The organism is Pseudomonas sp. HLS-6 TE3448, assembly GCF_053629555.1.
This window is the reverse complement of record NZ_JBRJIO010000001.1, coordinates 458,420-478,451: the sequence shown is the minus strand read 5'-3', so window position 1 is coordinate 478,451 and position 20,032 is coordinate 458,420. Positions and strand designations below refer to the sequence as shown.

Sequence of the window (20,032 nt, the reverse complement as noted above, 5' to 3'; positions counted from 1 at the left end):
CCAGCTATGGGCACGATAGTCCCTGCGTTATAGTGCCGGCGATCAAAACGGAGAGTGTTGTCTTGCGCATTGCCCTTTTATTGCTGGCGGGATGGTTGAGCCTGTCGACGGCCATGGCCGGTGCTGCCGAGGTTGCTACCTACGATCGCAGCAGTTGGCCTGAACAGCTCAATTCTCCGGCACTGTTCGATGTCGCCTCGCGTGCCGAGATTCTGGGGTTCGCCAAAGCCCTGCATGACAGTGAGGCGCTGGATCAGGCCGAGCTGACGGCGCGTCTTGGCCTGCGGCAGATCAACCTGTTGTCAGTCAATGCCCTGCGTGAGCGGCTGTGGCAGCGGTTGTGGCGCAACTATGACCTGGCCCAACAGAGCTGCGAGCAGGACGCCTCGTTCTGTTATGCCCTTGAGAGCCTGGCGGATTTGCGTGCTCAGGCCGGGCAGATCAAGGTCGCCGCCGACTCGTTCTATGCCCCGTGGGTTGAGCCAAGCCGGATGTTCCATGAGCGCTACCTGGATGAACTGCTGCGCAAGGCTGCGTTGTTTCCGCAGACCAGCAGCGAGATCGAGCGTTTCTCCAGCCTGGAGCGTAACGGTGACGAGCTGAACGACCGGATGTTCCTGCTGACCTTCGAGGGTGGCCCTACGCTGGCCGGTGGTGCCAGTGATGCGCTGACAGATTATTTGCGTCGGCAGAAGCTGTCAGCGACGTTCTTTGTGCTTGGCGACAGTGTGCAGAAACGCCGTGACAAGACCTCCGTCGCCGCGTTGCAGGCGCTCTACCGCGGGCAGTGCGTGGGCATTCAAGGCTGGCAGTACCGTTCTCACAGCCATTGGCTGGACTGGCAGGATTCTATTCTGCGCAGTCAGGCACGGGTCAGTAGCGATCTGCCCGAGCAGTATGTTGCGCTCTTTCGCCCCCCCTATGGCCAGCGTCGTGCCGACGCGCAGGCGTTTTTCAGCAGCCAGCACATGCAGGTGGTGTTGTGGGATATCGATGCTCAGGACCAGAGCGCACTGGATGCCGAACAGTCGGCACAGCGGGTGCTGAGCCTGATGTTGCTGTGGCGCAAGGGCTTGATCCGGTTCCATGACACCCAGCCCAAGGCGCAGGCGTCACTGACCTGGCTGCTGCAACACACGGCGCAGAGCGGGATCGGTTGGGAGGGGTGTAAGGACTTCGCGGCAGGCCGTTGAGGGGCGTGCGTGGGCGCACATTGCAGGCAGCCGTTGAGCCGACTGGATTTTTGACTTTAACGGTGCATGGGGGCTACGCCAAGCGGTTTTTGCCCTCTTGAAAAATAAACTTCAAGAATGCGTAAAAACGCTTTTTACCGTCATGGGTTTTGCGGTATTACAAAGACAGACCGCCGAACCCTGCAACACAGGTGGCGTCTTACTCGCCATCCTTTGTTTGTAGCTGCCCACCCGTAACGACGCGGGCCCCGGGGAGCATCAGCGGTCACATCGCGGCGCAGCACCGTCTGGGTATTGCGTCGTCAGGCTCCCACAAAGGTGACCGAGTATGGATGATCAAGGACGTACCACTTCTTCCAACCTGCCAATCCTTTACGTGCTCGATACCAATGTTCTGATTCACGATCCGAACGCGTTACTGAACTTCGAGGAGCACCACGTCACCATCCCGATGACCGTGCTTGAGGAGCTCGACAAGCTCAAGGACGGCAAGCACTCCGTAGCCGCAGAATGTCGTCAGGCCATTCGCTTGATCGATCAGACCCTGGGCGACGCCTCGCCTGCCGATGTTGAACAGGGCGTACCCATCCAGCGGGGCAAGAGTGGCCCGAAAGGCTTCCTGTCCATCTTGATGACGCCGCGCACTGAGCCTCACCGTCTGCTGCCTGAGCATTTGAACGACAACATCATCATCAACCAATTGCTTGAGCTGCGGAGCCGGCGCAAGGAACTGAGTGTGGTGCTGGTGACCAAAGACATCAACATGCGCCTCAAGGCCCGTGCCTGTGGAATCGCGGCCGAGGACTACAGTACCGATCAGTTGGTCGACGACGTTTCCCTGTTGTCCAAGGGCTATCACTCGGTGACGGGGTCGTTCTGGGACCGGGTTAGCAAGGTCGAGACCCGTCAGGAGCGCGGGCGCACCTGGCACCGTGTGCAATTGATCGACAACCTGCCGGCTGTTCACATCAACGAGTTCATCATTGACGAACAGGGCTTTGTCGGCTGGATCAAAGGCATCAAGGACAGCGAACTGCTGCTGCTCGACCTGCACCAGGAGCCGCTGCTGCATCAGGAAGCCTGGGGGTTGAAACCGCGTGACATTCATCAGGGCCTGGCGCTGTTCGCCTTGCTTGACCCGGACATCCACCTGGTCAACCTGACGGGCGCTGCCGGTTCCGGCAAGACCATTCTGGCCTTGGCGGCAGCCATTGAGCAGACCATGGTCAGCAAGCGTTACCGTCGCATCATCGCTACCCGCAGTGTGCAGGGGCTCGACCAGGAGATCGGCTTCCTGCCAGGCACCGAAGCGGAAAAAATGGAGCCTTGGCTGGGCGCCATCACTGACAACCTCGAAGCGCTGCACATGGACGATGAGAGCACCCATGGCAGTGTCGAATACATCCTTGAGCGGGTTCCGCTGCAGTTCAAGTCGCTTAACTACATTCGCGGTCGCAGCTTCCAGCAAAGCCTGATCCTGATCGACGAATGCCAGAACCTGACCCCGCACCAGATGAAAACCATCATCACCCGTGCCGGTTCCGGTTCCAAGGTGATCTGCCTGGGCAACCTGGCGCAGATCGATACCCCTTACCTGTCCGCGACCAGCTCGGGCCTGACCTACCTGACCGAGCGCTTCAAGGACTTCCCCAACGGTGTGCATATCACCCTGCAAGGGGTGCCTCGTTCGATTCTGGCCGAATACGCCGAATCGCATCTGTGACGTCTCGTTCGGGCGGCCATGTGCCGCCCGAACTTTGTCGCATGGCCCGTGCGAAAAGTTGACCTGCAGGTTTACAATCAAGGTCCGCTGATCAGGAGTATGGCTGTGCTGACACATCTCGATTCTCAAGGTCGGGCCAATATGGTCGACGTTACCGAAAAGGCCGTGACCTCGCGTGAAGCTGTTGCTGAGGCGCGCGTACGCATGCTCCCGCAAACCCTGCAGATGATTGTCGACGGTGATCATCCCAAAGGGGATGTGTTTGCCGTGGCCCGCATTGCCGGGATCCAGGCGGCGAAAAAAACCAGTGACCTGATCCCGCTGTGCCACCCGTTGATGCTCACCAGCGTCAAGGTCGAACTCAGTGCCGAAGGCCTCGACACGGTGCACATCCTGGCCCGCTGCAAGTTGGCCGGGCAAACCGGCGTCGAGATGGAAGCCCTGACCGCGGCCAGTGTGGCCGCGTTGACGATCTATGACATGTGCAAGGCCGTTGACCGTGGCATGACCATCGACAGCGTGCGCCTGTTAGAGAAGCGCGGCGGCAAGAGTGGTGATTACCAGGCAGGTGACGCATGAGCTTGAACGTGCAGTATTTCGCCCGTTACCGGGAAGCCTTGGGGCTGGAGAGCGAAACGCTCGAGGGCGTGTTTGACACGGTCGATGCCCTGCGCCAGCACCTGCTGCAGCGCGGCGGAGCCTGGGAGGTACTGGCCGAGCAGAACATCATGTGCGCACGTAATCAGGACCTCTGTTCACTCAGTGAGCCCTTGGCTGATGGCGATGAGGTAGCGTTTTTTCCAACCGTGACCGGAGGTTGAGCATGGCGATTCGGGTGCAGGCGGGCGCTTTTGACCCGGGGGCCGAGCTCAATGCCCTGCATGCGGCCAATGTTGGGATCGGCGCCGTGGTCGGTTTCGTCGGGTACGTGCGTGACTTCAACGAGGGGCGTGAAGTCGCGGGCATGTTCCTGGAGCACTATCCAGGCATGACCGAAAAGGCGCTCGGCAAAATCATCGCCGAGGCGGAGTCACGCTGGCCCTTGTTGCGCCTGGAAGTACTGCATCGCATAGGGGCGTTGGAGCCCGGTGAGCCGATTGTCTTCGTCGGGGTGGCCAGCGCTCATCGTCAGGCGGCATTCGATGCCTGCAACTTCGTGATGGACTACCTCAAGACCCGGGCACCGTTCTGGAAAAAGGAAAACACTGCCGAAGGGCCGCGTTGGGTCGAAGGGCGGGTCAGTGACCAGTCGGCGGCGCAGCGCTGGGAGGACGGTCGCTAAACGACACAAACGCTGTGGTCGCCAGTGTGGTTGGCGAGGTTGCGCCTCGGTCTCTCGCACGCATCCAGGTGTTGAAATTGTGTACGTAAAAGTCCAGTATGGATTTATAAGTACAAAATAATTTCAGGCTTGTCACTTTCCTCTGTCTTGCAACACACCTCCAATAATGAGCGAGAGAGCCCTCATGAAGACCACTACACTGATTGCCGGTCTGGCCCTGAGCCTGTTGGCCAGCAGCAACCTGTTCGCCGCCGAGAAAACCTTGCGTATCGGTATCGAAGCCGCCTACCCGCCGTTTGCCTTCAAGACCCCGGACGGCAAGATCAGCGGTTTCGACTACGACATCGGTAATGCCCTGTGCGCGCAGATGCAGGTCAAATGCCAATGGACCGAGCAAGAGTACGACGGGCTGATTCCCTCGCTGAAGGTCAACAAGATCGACGCCGCGCTGTCGTCTATCACCATCACCGAAGAGCGTAAGCGCTCCGTGGACTTCACCCACAAGTACTACTTCACCTCGGCGCGCTTGGCGATGAAGGCCGGTACTCAGGTCGATGACCAGTACCAGAGCCTCAAGGGCAAACGTATCGGCGTGCAGCGTGCGACCACCACCGACCGTTACGTCTCTGAAGTGCTGGCGCCAAAAGGTGTTGAGATCGTTCGCTACACCAGTAACGAAGAGATTTTCATGGACCTGGTTTCCGGGCGCCTGGACGGTGTGTTCGCGGACACCATCCCGCTGGAGCAAGGCTTTCTGTTGACGCCCAAGGGCGAGGGCTATGCCTTTGTCGGGCCTGAGCTGAAAGATCCGAAGTACGTTGGCGAAGGTGCCGGTATTGCCGTGCGCAAGGGCAATACGCAGCTGGTCAGCGAGCTCAACAAAGCCATCGATGAAATCCGCAGCAATGGCGAGTACCAGAAGATCCAGGCCAAGTACTTCAAGTCGGATATCTACGGCGACTGATCTGCGCCTGACTCAGGGCCTGATGCTGTTCAGGCCTTGAGTTCCTTCAGGTGTTTGTACACCGTCGCCCGCCCCATGTTCAGTACATTGGCCACATAGTTGGCCGCACTCTTGCCACGAAACGCGCCTTCGGCGTGCAGGGCAAACACCAGTTCACGCTTATGCTCGCGGGTCAGCAGGTTCAGGCTGAGCTGGCGCTGGCGCAGCCAGCCGTTCAGGAAGGTATTGATGCGCTCCTGCCAGTCATCGCGGAACAGTGCGTCGGGTTGCGGGATCAACTTGCTGGGCGAGAGAAACAGGTCCAGGGCGGCCTTGACGCTCTCGAACAGGGAAATGTTCAGGTTGATGCACAGCACGGCCAAGGGGCTGCCGTTGGCGTCGCGCAGCACCGTGCTCAGCGAGCGAATCTTCTGCCCGTCCCAGTTGAGTTTCTCGTAAGGGCCGATATTGGTTTCGTCGGTGCCTTCTTCGAACATGTCTTCCAGCGCCGCATCGTCACCGATCTCACGCTTGGAGAGGTTGTTGGCGATGTAGTCGATCTTCTGGCTGCGCAGGTCGTGTAGGACCACTTCGGCATGTGGGAAGAACAGCGTGGCGATGGCATCAGCGATCGCCCGGAAGTTGTCCAGGGCCGGGTCGGGGCGAGGTGTCGACATTGAGGCGGGCTCCAGCGGTTGTCAGCGCCCTTGGCTAAAGGGCGCTGGGAGTGTGCCGCAAACGCAGTGGCGCGTCACCCTTGGGCTGCAACCAAGCGCGCAGGCGAGAGCATGGCGGCTGTCAGGCCAAAGCCCTTGAGTGGCTCGGGCAATGCTTCGCCGCGCACCAGTGCGGCACTGGCCTGGCCCATCGCGGGCGAGGTCTGTATGCCATAGCCGCCTTGTGCTGCGACCCAGAACAGGCCGGGTACTTGAGGGTCGAAGCCGGCGATCAGGTCGCCGTCGGCCACGAAGCTGCGCAGCCCGGCCCAGGTGCGGGTGGGGCGGCGAATGCTCAGGGTGGTGGCTTCTTCGATCTGGTAAATGCCCATGGCGATGTCCAGCTCTTCCGGCTGCACATCGTGTGGTGCCACCGGGTCGGCATTGGCAGGCGAGCCCAGCAGCATGCCGGCGTCGGGCTTCATGTAGAAGGATTCGTCGAGGCTGACCAGCATTGGCCAGTCATGGCTGTCCACGCCTTCTGGAGCGGCGAAGATGAAGGCGGCGCGGCGTTTGGGTTGCAGGCCCAGCGGCCGTGCGCCTGCCAGTTCGCCGATCTGGTCCGCCCAGGCGCCTGCTGCGTTGATCAACACCGGAGCGCTGAAGCTGCCACGACTGGTGTGGACCTGCCACAGGCCATCGGCGCTGCGTTCTATGCGCTGAACTTCACAGTCGCTATGCACTTCGCCCTGTTGGCGGCGAATGCCACGCAGGTAGCCCTGATGCAGGGCGTCGGTGTCGATATCGCTGGCGCTTGGGTCGTAGAGCGCGCCGTGCACCTTGTCGCGGCGCAGTACCGGGAGCCGCTCGCAGGCCTGCTCGGCACTGAGCAACTGCACCTCGGGCACGCAGGCTTTGGCGCTGTCGTACTGGCGTTGCAGTTCTTCGGCATCACCGGTGAAGTCGACGGTCATTTCCCCGCGCGGGGTCAATAGCGGATGTTCGGCAAAACCCGCTGGCGGGGCATCGAAAAATGCCCGGCTGGCGAGTGTCAAGGCGCGTACTTGTGGCGTGCCATAGGCGGCCGTGTAGAGCGCCGCCGAGCGGCCGGTGGAGTGATAGCCCGGCTGCGACTCGCGTTCGAGCAGCACGACCTTGCCATGGCCGGCGAGCCAGTAGCCGGTGGAGGCGCCGGCAATGCCGGCGCCAATAATGATGAAATCTGCTGGTTGCATGGACGTCTCCGGTCGCCGTCAGTCGGCGCGCTGCAGTCGATAGAGCGCATTGGCCAAGGCAATGTCTTCAAGGCCCAGGCCGATGGAGCGGAAGAACGCATGGCGCTGGTAGTCAGGGCGCGGCGCCTGATCGCTCAGCAGTTGTGCCAGGTCGCCGATGATCGCGTCGGCGTGCCAGCCATGCTGTTCGCTGGCGATGCGCATTTCCCCGGCCGACCCTGGCGTGGTCAGGCGGTAGTCGCAGTAGACGTCCATGTTCGCGAGGGTTTCTGGCGGCACTTCATGAGCGCGCACGGCGTTGGTGCTGATCGAGGTGATCAGGGCAGGCTTGCTCAATTGACGCGGGTCGATGACCGGGCTGGCCGAAGACGTACAGAGCATGATGACGTCGGCGTCTTGTACGGCCTGTTCAAGGGTATCGGCAAAGGTCAGGCGTGGATCGAGGTCACTCAGTGCACGGCGTTGTTCGGCGCTCTGCTGATGCAGGCGCGGCGAGTAGAGGCGGATGTCCTGCCAGTCGCGCAGGTTGCGGGTGTAGCGCAGGTGCGCCCGGGCGATGGGGCCGCTGCCGATCAGGGTCAGGCGGCGGGCACCGCTTGCGGCCAGTGCATCGACGGCCACGGCGGTGGTCGCGGCGGTGCGCGCGGTGGTCAGTTCACCAGCGTCGCAAAGCAGCAGTGGCTGGCCGCTTTCCATGGACATCAGCAGTGTCCAGGCGGTAACCAGCGGGCCCGTGTCACGGACAATGTAGGGCGATGTCTTGACCCCATAGACACCGTCTTCAGCCAGTACGCCGCCGTAGTTGATGAAATCGCCGGCACCACCTGGGAACTCGACGAGCTGCTGCGGCGGCTGCACAGCTTGCCCGGCGGCCAGATCGCGAAACAGTTTGCGCAGGATCTGCGGGACATCCAGCTGGCTGAGCAGTTGGCGTGCGTGCTGTTGATCAATGACGAGGGGCGCGGACATGCAGTGCTCCAAATAAACTATTTTGTCTATTATGGACTTTTTGTTCTTGCGGGCAATATCGCCGGCATAAAAAAACGCCGCCTGGCAGCAGGCAGCGTTTTCGGTGTTGCAGTACAGCCGATCAGTGAGGCTTGCGGGGCACGGCGTCGAGCAACTCGGCCGGTGGCATCTCGCAGCTGATCTTGCGACCCAGCAGTGTTTCGATGGCGGGTAGCTGGTAAGAGTCATCTTCGCCGGCGAAGCTGATCGATACGCCGCTGGTGCCGGCACGACCGGTACGACCGATACGGTGAACGTAATCGTCCGGGTCTTCTGGCAGGGTGAAGTTGATCACATGGCTGATGCCGTCGATGTGAATACCGCGACCGGCCACGTCGGTGGCCACCAGTACGGTGATACGGCCTTCACGGAAGTTTTCCAGCGTGCGGATACGCTTGTGCTGCGGCACATCGCCGGACAGCTGGGCGGCGTTGACACCGTCGCGTACCAGGCGCTCTTCGATACGGCGCACTTCGTCCTTGCGGTTGGCGAAGACGATGACCCGTTCCCATTTGTTGCGGGTGATCAGGTTGTACAGCAACTTGTATTTGTCGCTGCCGGCCACGGCATAAACGTGCTGCTCGACGGTCTCGCTGGCGACGTTTTCCGGCTCGATCTCGACGATGGCCGGGGTCGTGGTCCACTGCTTGGCCAGGTTCATCACGTCTTCGGTGAAGGTGGCCGAGAACAGCAGGGTCTGGCGTTCGCTTTTCGGTGGCGTCTGGCGAATGATCTGCCGTACCTGGGGGATAAAGCCCATGTCGAGCATGCGGTCGGCTTCGTCCAGCACCATCACCTCGACCATGTCCAGGTGCACTTCGCCGCGCTGGTTGAAGTCCAGCAAGCGGCCCGGTGTGGCAACCAGGATGTCGCAGTGGCGGGCTTCAAGCTGTTTGAGCTGTTTGTCGAAGTCCATGCCGCCAACGAAGGTCATTACGTTCAGGCCGGTGTACTTGGTGAGTGCGGCGGCGTCCTTGGCGATCTGGACGACCAGTTCACGGGTCGGGGCGATGATCAGTGCCCGTGGCTCACCCATGTAGCGCTCTTTGGGGGCCGGGGTCTGCTGCAGTTGGGTAATGATCGAAATCAGGAACGCGGCGGTCTTGCCTGTGCCGGTCTGAGCGCGGCCGATAGCGTCCTGGCCACGCAGGGTGTAACCCAGTACCTGAGCCTGAATCGGCGTGCAGTAGGGGAAGCCCAGATCATGGATGGCGTGCATCAGCTCTGGCGACAGCTTGAAGTCGTGGAAACGGGTCTTGCCTTCCTGTGGCTCAACCATGAAGTCTTCCAGTTTCCAACTGGATGCCGCGGGTTTTGGCTTGCGCTCACGGCGCGGCTTGGGTTCTGCCGGTTTCTCAGCCTTTGCCGCGACGGGCGCTTGAGCCTGTGGCTGGGCTGCTGGTGCAGAGGGCTTGGGTTGTGCAGGTGGCTGCACCACGGGGGCAGCGGTTTCGGCAGCGAGTTGCTCAGCCTCGCCTTTGCCGAACATCTTCTTGAGTGCTTTGAGCACGGTCATCTCGTCAATTGGTTAAGGAATGTACGCCGGCCAGTGTAATGCAAGATTCGGGCGCGGCGTAGTGGATTGCGCTGACGGCTACACGGAAGTCGTGCTTCCGCTCAAACGCTGGGTCAGCCAGGTACCGATATCGCGGATTTCCTCGGGCAGCACTTCGTGCTCCATCGGGTATTCCTGCCAGCCGGCATTAACCCCCCAATGTTTGAGGTGTTCGTAGGCGGTACGGCCCATGGCGTTCTGTACCACAGTGTCGTACTGGCCATGCAGGCACAAGGCCGGGGTGCGTTGCTGGCTGGCGCTTAGCTCGCGTTCGGCGCTGAAGGTCGGTGCGTAGGTTGACAGGGCCAGGACACCGCCCAGGGTGCCTTGCCACTTTACATACGCCGTGTGCAGCACGACCGCACCACCTTGTGAAAAGCCGGCAAGAAAAATCCGCGTTGGATCGATCCCTTTGGCGCGCTCGGCCTCGATCAATGCAATGACCTGGTCGGCTGAATCTTCCAACTGCTTGCGATCAATCGAACGGGCCGGGCTCATGGCCGTGATGTCGTACCAACTGGGCATTTCATAGCCGCCGTTGATGGTCACCGGGCGGGTGGGTGCCTGTGGCATCACGAAGCGGGTACTCAACAACTGTTCCTGCAAGGCTTCGGCGACCGGCAGGAAGTCGTAACGATCTGCCCCCAAACCGTGCAACCAGATCACACAGGCATCGGGGGTCTTTTGCGGCTCAAGTATCAACGGGGTGGTCATGACTGCTCCGAAAATGTGCGCACGCTCTTATTAAGTGCATGAAAAGAAGGCGTGTCGGTTCGGTCCGGGAAAAACTTGTCGAAAGGCGACAAGTTTACCTATTGGCGCACACTGAATCGCTTAAGCGGCTCAGTGTGGTACGCGCTTTGCTACGAACCTTGCGACGTGACGCGTGGCGTTTCGACGGTAACACCATTTCGCGATTAAAGGCTGTCACAGAACAGCGTTATTGCGCCATTGACCCAAAAGCAAGCCAGCGCGGGTCGGATGCGCCTCATAAGGGTGCGGTGCAATCGGCTCGAACACAACAAGAGCAATCTGGAGGTTTTAATGAAGATGTTGAAATCCACTCTGGCAGTCGTTACCGCTGCCGCCGCACTGGGTATCAGTGCTTTCGCGCAGGCCGGTGCAACCCTCGATGCGGTGCAGAAAAAGGGTTTCGTCCAGTGTGGCGTGAGTGACGGCTTGCCGGGCTTCTCGGTGCCGGATGCCAAGGGCACGATCGTGGGTATCGATGCTGACGTCTGCCGCGCCGTGGCTGCCGCCGTCTTCGGTGATGCAAACAAGGTCAAGTTCAGCCAACTGAACGCCAAGGAGCGTTTCACGGCGTTGCAGTCCGGTGAAGTGGATGTGCTATCGCGTAACACTACCTGGACCAGTTCGCGCGATGCCGGCATGGGCCTGGTGTTCGCGGGCGTCACGTACTACGACGGCGTAGGTTTCCTGGTGAACAAGAAGCTTGGCGTTTCCAGTGCCAAGGAACTGGATGGCGCAACCATCTGCATCCAGGCCGGTACCACCACTGAACTCAACGTCTCCGACTACTTCCGCGCCAATGGCCTGAAGTACACCCCGATCACCTTCGACACCTCCGATGAAAGCGCCAAATCGCTGGAGTCCGGTCGTTGCGATGTGCTGACTTCCGACAAGTCGCAACTCTACGCACAACGTTCCAAGCTGGGGTCGCCAAACGACTACGTCGTGTTGCCGGAAACCATCTCCAAGGAGCCACTGGGCCCTGTCGTGCGTAAGGGCGATGAAGAGTGGTTCAGCATCGTCAAGTGGACCCTGTTCGCGATGATCAATGCCGAAGAGGCAGGTATCACCTCGAAGAATGTCGAGGCTGAAGCGAAATCGACCAAGAACCCGGACGTCGCCCGCCTGCTCGGTGCTGATGGCGAATATGGTAAAGACCTCAAGCTGCCCAAGGACTGGGTCGTACAGATCGTCAAGCAAGTCGGTAACTACGGCGAAGTGTTCGAGAAGAACCTTGGCGCAAGCACCGATCTGAAGATCGACCGTGGTCTGAATGCCCTCTGGAACAACGGCGGCATCCAGTACGCGCCACCAGTGCGCTGATGGGTACGGCCTGCGGCAGCGAGCTGCTGCAGGCCGTTTCGTTCCTTCTCTTCGGGGCATTTCATGCAAAATAAAATCGGCGCACCCAAAGGGGTTTCCCTTAGCGATCCACGTGTGCGTGCGTGGCTGTTCCAGATCATCACCGTGGTCGCGGTGGTAGGGCTGGGCTGGTACCTGTTTCACAATACTCAAACCAACCTGCAGCACCGAGGCATTACCTCGGGTTTCGATTTTCTTGAGCGCAGTGCCGGTTTCGGTATTGCTCAGCACTTGATTCCTTACACCGAGTCCGACAGTTATGCCCGGGTATTTGTCATCGGCTTGCTCAACACGCTGCTGGTGACCTTCATCGGCATCATCCTGGCGACCGTGCTGGGTTTCATCGTCGGTGTGGCCCGGTTATCGCCGAACTGGATGATCAGCAAGCTGGCCACGGTGTATGTCGAGACTTTTCGTAACATTCCGCCGCTGCTGCAGATCCTGTTCTGGTACTTCGCGGTCTTTTTGACCCTGCCGGGGCCGCGCGGCAGCATCAACTTTGGCGATACGTTCTTTATCAGCAACCGTGGCTTGAACATGCCGGGTGCTTCGCTGGCGGAGGGCTTCTGGCCGTTCGTCGGCAGTCTCGTGGTGGCCGTGATTGCCATCGTGCTCATGGTCCGTGTGGCCAACAAGCGCTTTGAGGAAACCGGTGAGCCGTTCCATAAGTTCTGGGTCGGCCTGGCGCTGCTTTTGGCCATTCCGGGGCTGTGTGCGTTGCTCATAGGTACCCCACTGCACTGGGAAGTGCCGCAGCTCAAGGGCTTCAACTTTGTGGGCGGCTGGGTACTGATTCCCGAACTGCTGGCGCTGACCCTGGCATTGACGATCTATACGGCAGCGTTCATTGCCGAGATCGTTCGTTCCGGGATTCGCTCGGTCAGCCATGGCCAGACCGAGGCGGCGCGTTCGTTGGGCCTGCGTGAAGGGCCAACCCTGCGCAAGGTCATCATTCCCCAGGCGCTGCGAGTGATCATTCCACCCTTGACCAGCCAATACCTGAACCTGGCGAAGAACTCCTCGCTGGCGGCGGGTATCGGCTATCCGGAAATGGTTTCGCTGTTCGCTGGAACCGTGCTCAACCAGACCGGCCAGGCTATCGAAGTGATCGCCATCACCATGAGTGTCTACCTGGCCATCAGCATCAGCATTTCCCTGCTGATGAACTGGTACAACAAGCGCATTGCGCTGATCGAGCGGTGAGGATACGCGCATGAGTACCCATGTTTTCAAACCTGATATGCCGCCGCCGGTGAAAGCCGTCGGTGCCCTCGCATGGATGCGCAACAACCTGTTCTCCAACTGGCTCAACACCCTGTTGACGTTGTTTGCGGTGTATTTGGTCTGGCTGATCGTACCGCCCCTGTTGCAGTGGGCATTCATCGATGCCAACTGGGTGGGAACCACTCAGGCCGACTGCACCAAGGAGGGCGCTTGTTGGGTGTTTATCCAGCAGCGCTTCGGGCAGTTCATGTACGGCTACTACCCCAGTGAACTGCGCTGGCGGGTCGACCTGACGGTGTGGCTGGCCGTGATCGGCGCAGCGCCCCTGTTCATCGCCCGCGTCCCGCACAAGGTTGCCTACGGCCTGGCGTTTCTGGTGTTGTACCCCATCCTGGCCTACACCCTGCTGCACGGTGGGTACCTGGGGCTGGTTGCGGTGGCCACCAGCCAATGGGGTGGCTTGATGCTGACCCTGGTGATTGCCACGGTCGGTATCGTCGGCGCGTTGCCGCTGGGCATTCTGCTGGCACTGGGGCGGCGCTCGAAAATGCCTGCAGTGCGCGTGGTGTGCGTCACGTTCATCGAGTTCTGGCGTGGTGTGCCGTTGATCACGGTGCTGTTCATGTCGTCGGTAATGCTGCCGCTGTTCCTGCCTGAAGGCATGAGCTTCGACAAGCTGCTGCGGGCGATGATCGGGGTGATCCTGTTCCAGTCGGCCTACATCGCCGAGGTAGTGCGCGGTGGCTTGCAGGCCATTCCCAAAGGCCAATACGAGGCGGCTGCCGCGATGGGCCTGGGTTACTGGCGGGCGATGGGCCTGGTGATTCTGCCGCAAGCCCTGAAGCTGGTGATTCCCGGCATCGTCAACACCTTCATTGCCCTGTTCAAGGACACCAGCCTGGTCATCATCATTGGCCTGTTCGACCTGCTCAACAGTGTCAAGCAGGCAGCAGCCGACCCCAAATGGCTGGGTATGGCGACTGAAGGCTACGTCTTCGCCGCCCTGGTGTTCTGGATTTTCTGTTTCGGTATGTCCCGCTACTCCATGCATCTGGAGCGTAAGCTGGACACAGGCCACAAGCGTTAGGAGTGTTCCCATGAGTGAAGCGATCAAACAGCCTGTGAGCCCTGAAGGCATTATTCAGATGCAGGGCGTGAACAAGTGGTACGGCCAGTTCCACGTGCTCAAGGACATCAACCTCAATGTGCGTCAGGGGGAGCGTATCGTCCTGTGCGGGCCTTCGGGCTCGGGCAAGTCGACGACCATCCGCTGCCTCAACCGTCTTGAAGAGCACCAGCAAGGCCGCATCGTGGTCGATGGCGTCGAGTTGACCAACGACCTCAAGCAGATCGAGGCGATTCGCCGTGAAGTGGGCATGGTGTTCCAGCACTTCAACCTGTTTCCGCACCTGACCATTTTGCAGAACTGCACCCTGGCACCGATGTGGGTACGCAAGATGCCCAAGCGCAAGGCCGAGGAAATCGCCATGCACTATCTGGAGCGGGTGCGGATTCCCGAGCAAGCCAACAAGTATCCGGGGCAGTTGTCCGGTGGTCAGCAGCAGCGGGTAGCGATTGCTCGGGCGTTGTGCATGAAGCCAAAGATCATGTTGTTCGATGAGCCAACCTCGGCGCTCGACCCGGAGATGGTCAAGGAAGTGCTCGACACCATGATCGGCCTGGCCGAAGACGGCATGACCATGCTCTGTGTGACCCATGAAATGGGCTTTGCCCGGACCGTGGCGAACCGGGTGATCTTCATGGACAAAGGTGAGATCGTTGAGCAGGCGCCGCCGAACGACTTCTTCGACCGGCCTCAGAACGAGCGAACCAAGCTGTTCTTGAGTCAGATCCTGCACTAAGGGCTGAAATGCAATCGCCGGCTTTGCCGGCGATTGCATTTACGGAGGTCAGTTGTTTTCTGTCTGCACCGGCGCGGGTGGCGGACGCAGGCCGACTTCAGCGACCAGCTTGAGCGCCTTGCCGTTGCGGATCACCTCGATCGTCACTTTATCGTTGGGCTTGGTCCGCGCCACCTGATTCATCGAACGACGGCCATCACCCGCTTCCTCACCATTGATGCTCAAGATCACATCGCCCAATTGCAGGCCGGCCTTTTGCGCTGGGCCATCGCGGAAGATCCCGGCGACGACGATGCCTGGTCGGCCCTGCAGGCCGAACGAATCCGCGAGTTCCTGAGTCAGGGGTTGTACTTCGATGCCCAGCCAGCCCCGGATTACCTGGCCATGCTCGATGATCGACTTCATGACTTCCAGGGCCAGCTTGGTCGGGATGGCGAAGCCAATGCCTTGCGAGCCGCCGGACTTGGAGAAAATCGCCGTGTTGATACCGGTCAGGTTGCCGTTGGCATCGACCAGCGCGCCGCCCGAGTTGCCCGGGTTGATCGCGGCGTCTGTCTGGATGAAATCTTCATAGGTGTTCAAGCCGAGCTGGTTGCGCCCGGTGGCACTGATGATACCCATGGTGACAGTTTGGCCGACGCCGAATGGGTTGCCAATCGCCAGGGCGACATCGCCGATATGAATACCGTCGGAGCGACCAATGGTGATTGAGGGCAGGTTTTTCAGGTCGATCTTCAAGACCGCGAGGTCGGTCTCAGGGTCGCTGCCAATGACGCGGGCGAGGGTTTCGCGGCCGTCCTTGAGCGCCACCACAATCTGGTCCGCCCCGGCGGTCACGTGGTTATTGGTCAGCAGGTAGCCTTCCGGGCTCATGATCACGGCTGAACCCAGGCTGGACTCCCAGCGTTTTTGCTTGGGCAGGTTATCGCCGAAGAAGCGGCGGAACTGCGGATCCTCGAACAGCGGGTGAGCGCTCTTGTTCACCATTTTGGTGGTGTACAGGTTGACCACGGCGGGAGCGGCAATGTTCACCGCATCGGCGTAGGACACCGGCCCCTGCATGATGCGTGTGGTTTGCGGCGCCTGCTGCAAATTGACATCCTGGCTGGGCAAGCCCACCCACTGTGGGAAGCGCAGGATGACCAGCAGGGCGACCAGTACACCGGTCAGCAGTGGCCAGCCAAAGTAACGCAAAGCCTTGAGCATTGAACGAGTCTCGGGAGTTGGCAGAGGGCCGCGAAGTAGTAAGGCGCGCGATCATACTGTGTCAGGCGTTGCGCCGGAACAGCGCAACGTGATGACGGATAGCGGTAATTGATCCGGCGCCCCAGGCGTATGCCGTCGGTTTCCCCAAACCGGTCGACGGCCCATAATGACGTTCATTATACGAGGCCTTGTGCCGCGCTGAACTGCTGAATTAAGGAGTCTTTTCATGGCTGTCGCCCTGAGCACCCTGGTCGAGGAAGCCGACCGTTACCTTGGCAGTGCAAAAATTCAGGATTACTGCCCCAATGGCCTGCAAGTCGAGGGCAACCCACAGGTAACGCGCATTGTCAGTGGTGTCACTGCCAGCCAGGCGTTGCTCGATGCTGCTGTCGAGGCCGGCGCGGACCTGGTACTGGTTCATCATGGTTATTTCTGGAAGGGTGAGAACCCTTGTATCACCGGCATGAAACAGCGCCGCCTGAAGACCTTGCTCAAGCACGACCTGAGCCTGCTGGCCTATCACCTGCCGCTGGACCTGCACTCGGAAGTCGGCAACAACGTGCAACTGGCGCGGCAACTGGAGATCACCGTTGAAGGCCCTCTGGATCCTGAAAACCCACGGGTAGTGGGATTGGTCGGCTCGCTGGCCGAACCGCTTTCTGCGCGTGATTTTGCCCGCAAGGTGCAGGATGTGATGGGGCGTGAACCCCTGCTGATCGAAGGCGACGGGGTTATACGCAGGGTCGGCTGGTGTACGGGCGGTGGCCAGGGCTATATCGATCAGGCGATTGCAGCCGGTGTCGACCTGTACCTCAGTGGCGAAGCGTCCGAGCAGACCTTCCACAGTGCGCGGGAAAACGGCATCAGCTTTATTGCCGCAGGCCATCACGCGACCGAGCGTTATGGTGTGCAGGCACTGGGCGATTACCTGGCGCGGCGATTCGCACTGGAACATCTGTTCATCGATTGCCCGAACCCCATCTGAAACTCAAAACCCCTAGGCATATTCTTATACCGTTTCGTTCTAGTTTGCTTCCTCAATAGAATTGGACGCTGTGCTAGAGTGCCGAACGCGAACACGGCCCGCTGGCCGTCCATAAGATCGATTTTCCGTGAGTAGCCATGGTCGACAAACTGACGCATTTGAAACAGTTGGAGGCGGAGAGCATCCACATCATTCGTGAGGTGGCCGCCGAGTTCGATAACCCGGTGATGCTGTACTCGATTGGCAAGGATTCGGCAGTGATGCTGCATCTGGCGCGCAAGGCTTTCTTCCCGGGCAAGCTGCCGTTTCCAGTGATGCATGTCGACACACAGTGGAAATTCCAGGAGATGTACAGCTTCCGCGACAAGATGGTCGAGGAAATGGGCCTGGAGCTCATCACCCACGTCAACCCTGAAGGCGTCGCCCAGGGTATCAACCCGTTCACCCACGGCAGTGCCAAGCACACCGACATCATGAAGACCGAGGGCCTGAAGCAGGCGCTGGACAAGTATGGTTTCGATGCCGCGTTCGGTGGTGCTCGTCGCGATGAAGAGAAATCCCGCGCCAAGGAGCGTGTGTACTCGTTCCGCGACAGTAAGCACCGCTGGGACCCGAAGAACCAGCGTCCTGAGCTGTGGAATGTCTACAACGGCAAGGTGAACAAGGGCGAGTCGATTCGTGTGTTCCCGCTGTCGAACTGGACCGAGCTGGACATCTGGCAGTACATCTACCTGGAAGGTATCCCTATCGTGCCGCTGTACTTCGCCGCCGAGCGCGAAGTGATCGAGAAGAACGGCACGCTGATCATGATCGACGACGAACGCATTCTCGAGCACCTCTCCGACGAGGAGAAGGCTCGCATCGTCAAGAAGAAAGTGCGTTTCCGTACCCTTGGCTGCTACCCGTTGACGGGCGCGGTGGAGTCCGAAGCCGAAACCCTTACGGACATCATTCAGGAAATGCTCCTGACGCGAACGTCCGAACGCCAGGGCCGTGTCATCGACCACGATGGCGCAGGTTCGATGGAAGACAAGAAACGTCAAGGCTACTTCTAAGTTAGGGTCAGAGCATGTCGCACCAATCCGAATTGATCAGCGAGGACATCCTCGCTTACCTGGCCCAGCACGAGCGTAAAGAACTGCTGCGCTTTTTGACCTGCGGTAACGTCGATGACGGCAAGAGCACCCTGATCGGGCGCCTGCTGCACGACTCCAAGATGATCTACGAAGACCATCTGGAAGCGATCACCCGCGACTCGAAGAAAGTCGGTACCACTGGCGAAGACATCGATCTGGCGCTGCTGGTCGACGGCCTGCAGGCCGAGCGTGAGCAAGGCATCACCATTGATGTGGCCTACCGCTATTTCTCCACCGCCAAGCGCAAGTTCATCATTGCCGACACCCCGGGCCACGAGCAGTACACCCGCAACATGGCGACCGGTGCATCTACCTGCGACCTGGCGATCATTCTGGTCGATGCCCGCTATGGCGTGCAGACCCAGACCCGCCGTCACAGCTACATTGCGTCGCTGTTGGGTATCAAGCACATCGTTGTCGCCATCAACAAGATGGACCTCAAGGGCTTCGACGAGCAGGTCTTCGAGTCGATCAAGGCCGACTACCTGAAGTTTGCCGATGCCATCAAGCTGAACCCGAGCAGCCTGCACTTTGTACCGATGTCGGCCCTCAAGGGCGACAACGTGGTCAACCGCAGCGAGCGTTCGCCGTGGTACACCGGCCCTGCGCTGATGGAAATTCTGGAAACCGTGGAAGTTTCCGCCGACCGCAACTTCACCGACCTGCGCTTCCCGGTGCAGTACGTGAACCGGCCGAACCTGAACTTCCGCGGCTTTGCCGGTACGTTGGCCAGCGGTGTCGTACACAAGGGCGACGAGATCGTCGTTCTGCCGTCGGGCAAGAGCAGCCGGGTCAAATCCATCGTCACCTTTGAAGGTGAGCTGGAACAGGCAGGCCCAGGCCAGGCCGTAACCCTGACCATGGAAGACGAGATCGACATCTCCCGTGGTGACTTGCTGGTGCATGCCGACAACGTTCCACCGGTGACCGACCAGTTTGATGCCATGCTCGTGTGGATGGCTGAAGAGCCCATGCTGCCGGGCAAGAAGTACGACATCAAGCGTGCTACCAGCTACGTGCCGGGCTCGATTGCCAGCATCACCCACAAGGTTGATGTGAACACCTTGGAGCAGGGCGCCGCCAGTGCGTTGCAGCTCAACGAAATCGGTCGGGTCAAGGTCAGCCTGGACGCGCCGATTGCCCTCGACGGCTATGACAGCAACCGCACCACTGGTGCTTTCATTGTCATCGACCGTCTGACCAACGGCACCGTGGGTGCCGGCATGATCATCGCGCCACCGGTTGTACCGCATGGTTCTGTGGGGCATCACGGCAAGCTGGCTCACGTGGACACAGAAGAGCGTGCACTGCGTTTCGGTCAGCAACCGGCCACCGTGCTGTTCAGCGGCCTGTCGGGCGCGGGCAAGAGCACCCTGGCGTATGCCGTTGAGCGCAAGCTGTTCGACATGGGCCGTGCGGTCTACGTGCTTGATGGCCAGAACCTGCGTCATGACCTGAACAAGGGCCTGCCACAGGACCGCGCCGGGCGTACCGAGAACTGGCGCCGTGCCGCGCACGTTGCGCGTCAGTTCAACGAAGCCGGCCTGCTGACCCTGGCGGCCTTCGTCGCGCCGGATGCCGAAGGCCGTGAACAGGCCAAGGCGCTGATCGGCAAGGAGCGTCTGGTCACGGTCTACGTCCAGGCGTCGCCAATGGTTTGCCGCGAGCGTGACCCGCAAGGGCTCTACGCTGCCGGTGGCGACAACATCCCGGGTGAGTCCTTCCCGTACGATGTACCACTGGATGCCGATCTGGTGATCGACACCCAGAGCGTCAGCCTGGAAGACGGCGTGAAGCAAGTGCTGGACGTGCTGCGTAAGCGCGGCGCGATCTAAGCGTCCGGCTTGACCGAAAACCCCGCGCTTGTCGCGGGGTTTTTTATTGTTGGCGCAACGACCTTGTACTCTGTGTA

19 protein-coding genes are annotated in these 20,032 nt (G+C 60.1%); 13 read left to right on the top strand and 6 right to left on the bottom strand.

Annotated elements, in window-relative coordinates; genetic code table 11:
• Window positions 1–62: 62 nt before the first annotated feature.
• From AB7M23_RS02250 to AB7M23_RS02225, 6 genes are all read left to right on the top strand, one after another.
• Window positions 63–1,193 carry a polysaccharide deacetylase family protein gene (locus AB7M23_RS02250; RefSeq protein WP_330523007.1) on the top strand — a complete coding sequence of 377 codons (1,131 nt, stop codon included), beginning with the start codon at window positions 63–65 and terminating at the stop codon, window positions 1,191–1,193.
• A gap of 328 nt (window positions 1,194–1,521) precedes the next feature.
• Window positions 1,522–2,916 (top strand): PhoH family protein, encoded by a 1,395-nt coding sequence (locus AB7M23_RS02245; RefSeq protein WP_065758773.1) that lies wholly within the window; start codon window positions 1,522–1,524, stop codon window positions 2,914–2,916.
• Between the two features lie 105 nt (window positions 2,917–3,021).
• On the top strand, window positions 3,022–3,495 hold the full coding sequence (gene moaC / locus AB7M23_RS02240; RefSeq protein ID WP_099776780.1) for a cyclic pyranopterin monophosphate synthase MoaC: 474 nt from the start codon (window positions 3,022–3,024) through the stop codon (window positions 3,493–3,495).
• Window positions 3,492–3,737, top strand: coding sequence for a MoaD/ThiS family protein (locus AB7M23_RS02235; RefSeq protein WP_454240138.1), 246 nt, complete (start codon window positions 3,492–3,494; stop codon window positions 3,735–3,737). The genes moaC and AB7M23_RS02235 overlap by 4 nt, the downstream gene beginning before the upstream one ends.
• Window positions 3,738–3,739: 2 nt before the next feature.
• Window positions 3,740–4,198, top strand: a complete 459-nt coding sequence (gene moaE, locus AB7M23_RS02230) for a molybdopterin synthase catalytic subunit MoaE (protein WP_065758771.1) — start codon at window positions 3,740–3,742, stop codon at window positions 4,196–4,198.
• Window positions 4,199–4,382: 184 nt separating this feature from the next.
• The gene (locus AB7M23_RS02225) at window positions 4,383–5,162 is read left to right on the top strand and encodes an ABC transporter substrate-binding protein (protein WP_099775743.1); all 780 of its coding nucleotides are present in this window, start codon (window positions 4,383–4,385) and stop codon (window positions 5,160–5,162) included.
• Between the two features lie 29 nt (window positions 5,163–5,191).
• Here the strand turns inward: AB7M23_RS02225 and AB7M23_RS02220 are convergent, their stop codons facing one another.
• The 5 genes from AB7M23_RS02220 to AB7M23_RS02200 form a co-directional block, all read right to left on the bottom strand.
• On the bottom strand, window positions 5,192–5,818 hold the full coding sequence (locus AB7M23_RS02220) for a helix-turn-helix transcriptional regulator (RefSeq protein WP_065758769.1): 627 nt from the start codon (window positions 5,816–5,818) through the stop codon (window positions 5,192–5,194).
• Window positions 5,819–5,892: 74 nt separating this feature from the next.
• Entirely contained in the window at window positions 5,893–7,032 is a 1,140-nt protein-coding gene (locus AB7M23_RS02215; protein ID WP_330523008.1) for an NAD(P)/FAD-dependent oxidoreductase, read from the bottom strand.
• Window positions 7,033–7,050: 18 nt separating this feature from the next.
• Window positions 7,051–8,001 carry an ornithine cyclodeaminase family protein gene (locus AB7M23_RS02210; RefSeq protein ID WP_454240137.1) on the bottom strand — a complete coding sequence of 317 codons (951 nt, stop codon included), beginning with the start codon at window positions 7,999–8,001 and terminating at the stop codon, window positions 7,051–7,053.
• Window positions 8,002–8,122: 121 nt separating this feature from the next.
• Window positions 8,123–9,550: an ATP-dependent RNA helicase RhlB gene (gene rhlB / locus AB7M23_RS02205; protein ID WP_102052807.1), complete on the bottom strand. Its 1,428-nt coding sequence runs from the start codon at window positions 9,548–9,550 to the stop codon at window positions 8,123–8,125.
• Between the two features lie 84 nt (window positions 9,551–9,634).
• Window positions 9,635–10,309: an alpha/beta hydrolase gene (locus AB7M23_RS02200; RefSeq protein WP_330523010.1), complete on the bottom strand. Its 675-nt coding sequence runs from the start codon at window positions 10,307–10,309 to the stop codon at window positions 9,635–9,637.
• Window positions 10,310–10,639: 330 nt separating this feature from the next.
• Between AB7M23_RS02200 and AB7M23_RS02195 the strand changes: the two genes are divergently transcribed.
• The 4 genes from AB7M23_RS02195 to AB7M23_RS02180 all read left to right on the top strand — a co-directional run bounded on the left by AB7M23_RS02195 (window position 10,640) and on the right by AB7M23_RS02180 (window position 14,793).
• The gene (locus tag AB7M23_RS02195; protein ID WP_454240136.1) at window positions 10,640–11,668 is read left to right on the top strand and encodes an amino acid ABC transporter substrate-binding protein; all 1,029 of its coding nucleotides are present in this window, start codon (window positions 10,640–10,642) and stop codon (window positions 11,666–11,668) included.
• A gap of 63 nt (window positions 11,669–11,731) precedes the next feature.
• On the top strand, window positions 11,732–12,910 hold the full coding sequence (locus tag AB7M23_RS02190; RefSeq protein ID WP_099775739.1) for an amino acid ABC transporter permease: 1,179 nt from the start codon (window positions 11,732–11,734) through the stop codon (window positions 12,908–12,910).
• A 10-nt stretch (window positions 12,911–12,920) separates the two neighbouring features.
• Window positions 12,921–14,018 carry an amino acid ABC transporter permease gene (locus AB7M23_RS02185; protein WP_454240135.1) on the top strand — a complete coding sequence of 366 codons (1,098 nt, stop codon included), beginning with the start codon at window positions 12,921–12,923 and terminating at the stop codon, window positions 14,016–14,018.
• A gap of 10 nt (window positions 14,019–14,028) precedes the next feature.
• Entirely contained in the window at window positions 14,029–14,793 is a 765-nt protein-coding gene (locus AB7M23_RS02180; RefSeq protein WP_065761990.1) for an amino acid ABC transporter ATP-binding protein, read from the top strand.
• A gap of 48 nt (window positions 14,794–14,841) precedes the next feature.
• On the opposite strand, the gene algW is transcribed toward AB7M23_RS02180, so the two are convergent.
• Window positions 14,842–15,999 carry a Do family serine endopeptidase AlgW gene (algW, locus tag AB7M23_RS02175; RefSeq protein WP_099775737.1) on the bottom strand — a complete coding sequence of 386 codons (1,158 nt, stop codon included), beginning with the start codon at window positions 15,997–15,999 and terminating at the stop codon, window positions 14,842–14,844.
• Window positions 16,000–16,225: 226 nt separating this feature from the next.
• Between algW and AB7M23_RS02170 the strand changes: the two genes are divergently transcribed.
• The 3 genes from AB7M23_RS02170 (at window position 16,226) to cysN (ending at window position 19,955) form a co-directional block, all read left to right on the top strand.
• Complete coding sequence (locus tag AB7M23_RS02170; RefSeq protein WP_454240134.1) at window positions 16,226–16,984, top strand: Nif3-like dinuclear metal center hexameric protein; 759 nt, start codon at window positions 16,226–16,228, stop codon at window positions 16,982–16,984.
• A gap of 137 nt (window positions 16,985–17,121) precedes the next feature.
• Complete coding sequence (gene cysD, locus AB7M23_RS02165) at window positions 17,122–18,039, top strand: sulfate adenylyltransferase subunit CysD (protein ID WP_099775736.1); 918 nt, start codon at window positions 17,122–17,124, stop codon at window positions 18,037–18,039.
• Window positions 18,040–18,053: 14 nt separating this feature from the next.
• Window positions 18,054–19,955 carry a sulfate adenylyltransferase subunit CysN gene (cysN, locus tag AB7M23_RS02160; RefSeq protein WP_454240133.1) on the top strand — a complete coding sequence of 634 codons (1,902 nt, stop codon included), beginning with the start codon at window positions 18,054–18,056 and terminating at the stop codon, window positions 19,953–19,955.
• Window positions 19,956–20,032 lie beyond the last annotated feature (77 nt).